Source organism: Staphylococcus petrasii, from assembly GCF_002902565.1.
GTDB classification, from domain to species: domain Bacteria; phylum Bacillota; class Bacilli; order Staphylococcales; family Staphylococcaceae; genus Staphylococcus; species Staphylococcus petrasii.
This window is the reverse complement of sequence record NZ_PPRC01000120.1, coordinates 1-2,903: the sequence shown is the minus strand read 5'-3', so window position 1 is coordinate 2,903 and position 2,903 is coordinate 1. Positions and strand designations below refer to the sequence as shown.

Here is a 2,903-nt window from a genome sequence, read left to right as displayed (position 1 = left end):
ATAGAGATGATGTATCACTTAAATATGTCACATATGACTACAAATGATGTTTATGGCGTTGTATCTATTTCTTATCCTTTAGAAAAGTTAGTGATTGATATTATTGGTGAAAAAGAAAAAATGAAACGTTTCAAAACAAAATCGAATAGAAACATGCAGCAATTAAAACAAGTCATTAATCATATACACCTAGTGAACAAAAGGAAATTATGTATTACATGCAATCTAATGGTTCAACGATAGATTATAGCCTCATAGAACGCCTACAACGTGATTTATACGCTTATAAGCATAAAGTAAGTGTTGCTACATGATGTACGATAAACAAGCAATTAAACAGTTTATAATGGACTATCACAAAGAGAAAGCGTCAAATATTGTAAGCTATGATGATACTAATGTAGATGATTTCTTTTCACTGAGTGATGAAGTCGAACCTTTTGAACTAAGTGAGAATACTGGTAATCAAGTGTTCTTTAATGAACTAGATCAACTTATTTATGCAGTAGGAACTAGAAGGGAATACTACATATTTTTCTTATTATGTGAAGGAAAATCAATGAATGAAATTGCAAAGATATTCAATTTAAGTAGGGAAAGAATACGTCAACTATTGAATGGTTTATTAGATAAATTATAGGAGGTAAAAAATGAGTAAATTAAATCCTAGACAAGAAAAATTTGTGTCAGAGTACCTAAAGACACTGAACATTACACAAAGTGCTATTAAAGCTGGTTATAGTCCTCATACTGCAAGTGAACAGGGGAGCAGATTACTTAAAAATAAGAAGGTAGCAAAATATATTGATGAGCAACGTAAGAGGGTAATTGATGAGGGTGTACTATCTGCTAACGAATTACTTCATATCTTAAGTAATGCAGCAGTAGGTGATGAGAGTGAAGTAAGAGAAGTTGTTGTTAAACGTGGGGAGTTTCAACGCAACCCAGACACCGACAAAATGAACTTAGTGTACAATGAGCATGTAGAAATGGTAGAAGTACCTATTAAGCCTAGTGATAGATTACGTGCTAGAGATATGCTAGGTAAGTATCACAAGTTATTTACCGATAAAAAAGAACTTGCATATGAAACGCCTGTTATTGTTAATATTGGTGATTGGCCAGAAGATGAGGAAGAAGAAAAACGGAAAGCACTAGATGAAATACATGAACAGCACCCTAATAGAACAGTGATTATTAATGATATTCCAGATGAGGACTGATAACCATGTGTTCTAAAATAGAACAGATTAATGTAAATGATATGTTCAATAGGGCTATGAGTATTAAAGATAATACTACTATAACTATTACTGATCTAATGACAGACAAGGAAGTAGAAATATGGAAAGAACTTCATGCAGCAGAAAGGGTAGGCATTATACTATCCTTTAATTTAATGTTAGTAAAGAATGGTGTAGATAGAAGAATAATACCATCTGTGAAGTTAAATGATGATAGGATATTTATAAATAATTGAATAGGAAAGTGTATGATATTAGGTTATTCAATTTGCATAAGTTATAATGTAAGTGTGTAGTTGCAACTAGTATCATTCCCCGATATTAGTTGCTTTTTTTAGATATTACCTTTTTATTTTGTGCAACTAAATATATAATAATATAAAAACTACACATGAAAGAGGTTTATGGGGAATTGTCAAAATCATATACACTAAGAGTCTATTCAGTTAGAACACCAAAATATAAAAATATGAAAGATATTGAGCGTAATGATAAAGGGAAGGTTATAAAAAACCACTTTGAAATTAATGTTATAGACGAGTTTTTCAAAGTTCTAAAAATTATCCCTGAAAAATATCATAATATATATGTAGAGTTACCACACATTGATGAAACGTGTAAAATGACATTTATAGATTATGAAATTTACAATAACGAATATAGTATAGTTACTCTTGAAACAGATAAATTTGGAGAAATTAAAGATATTAAAAATAATATTGACAATACTAAAAACAAACAATTGGATAAACATGAATCTGTTCCAGAAACAGTTCAAATTGTAATCACTAGACAACATGGAATGATGTATGTAACGAGAGATAATAATACGATTATAAATAAGACAACGATTAATACTTTTTTTAATAAATATAGGTTTGTGTTATATGAATATATAAAAAAATGGAATCAAGCTAACAAAGAAATTGGTTTAAAGATATATAGACAACCAGCTATTAAAGTAGATTCTCTTCCTTCTACTGATTTTTTTGATGAGTTAGATAAACTAATAAATATAGATGAATTTGCTTATACTTATGACCCTAGTGGTGCTAATGATACACCAGGTTTTGAAGATGTCGAAATATTTGCCGATACTGATTTACAAAGAAAAAATTTTAAAGAGACAAAAAAATTTAAAACTAAAGTAGAGAAAGCTATAGTTAAAGAAGTTAAAAAGATTTATGAGAATTTAAGCAACAAAGGGAATTATGATGAATGGTACGTAAAGGGTGAAAATCAAAATCATAAAACTATGGTCGTAAAACCAGAATTAGCCACAAGATCTGAGCACATTCAGTTAAATAATGTGAATCAAATTAATATAAATGAACTAATAAATAAAATCAGTGATATTTTAAAAGAAAACAATCCATTTTTAGCTAGGGTTCCTAAATTAGTAGACATCATAGAAGTTTCTATTGATACTACAGATACTGATGTTATTGAAAGAATAAAAGAAAAGTTTCAAGAAAAATTTGAAGAGAAAAAAATCGGAAGTGAGGACGATGAAAACAGGAATCAAAAGCTTAATACAATTAATTAAAGAATCTTATAATATTAAAAATGTTAAAGAATTAAAATATAAGAAAATCAAATATATCAATATTCTATATTTTATAGCATTTATTATTATTTTAGTGCTATTGAGTTTAAAGT

At 28.5% G+C, this 2,903-nt stretch carries 4 protein-coding genes and 1 pseudogene; all 5 read left to right on the top strand.

The features are described from left to right. Window positions 1-314: pseudogene (locus tag CD127_RS11770) on the top strand (pathogenicity island protein); the annotation flags it as partial. Next, the gene (locus CD127_RS11765) at window positions 311-640 is read left to right on the top strand and encodes a sigma factor-like helix-turn-helix DNA-binding protein (protein WP_103366813.1); all 330 of its coding nucleotides are present in this window, start codon (window positions 311-313) and stop codon (window positions 638-640) included. The pseudogene CD127_RS11770 and the gene CD127_RS11765, both read left to right, overlap by 4 nt. Window positions 641-650: 10 nt before the next feature. Beyond that, on the top strand, window positions 651-1,223 hold the full coding sequence (locus tag CD127_RS11760; protein WP_103366812.1) for a terminase small subunit: 573 nt from the start codon (window positions 651-653) through the stop codon (window positions 1,221-1,223). 5 nt (window positions 1,224-1,228) lie between these two features. Continuing rightward, window positions 1,229-1,480 (top strand): hypothetical protein, encoded by a 252-nt coding sequence (locus tag CD127_RS11755; protein WP_103366811.1) that lies wholly within the window; start codon window positions 1,229-1,231, stop codon window positions 1,478-1,480. A gap of 176 nt (window positions 1,481-1,656) precedes the next feature. Next, the gene (locus CD127_RS11750; RefSeq protein WP_103366810.1) at window positions 1,657-2,790 is read left to right on the top strand and encodes a hypothetical protein; all 1,134 of its coding nucleotides are present in this window, start codon (window positions 1,657-1,659) and stop codon (window positions 2,788-2,790) included. Window positions 2,791-2,903: the final 113 nt, after the last annotated feature.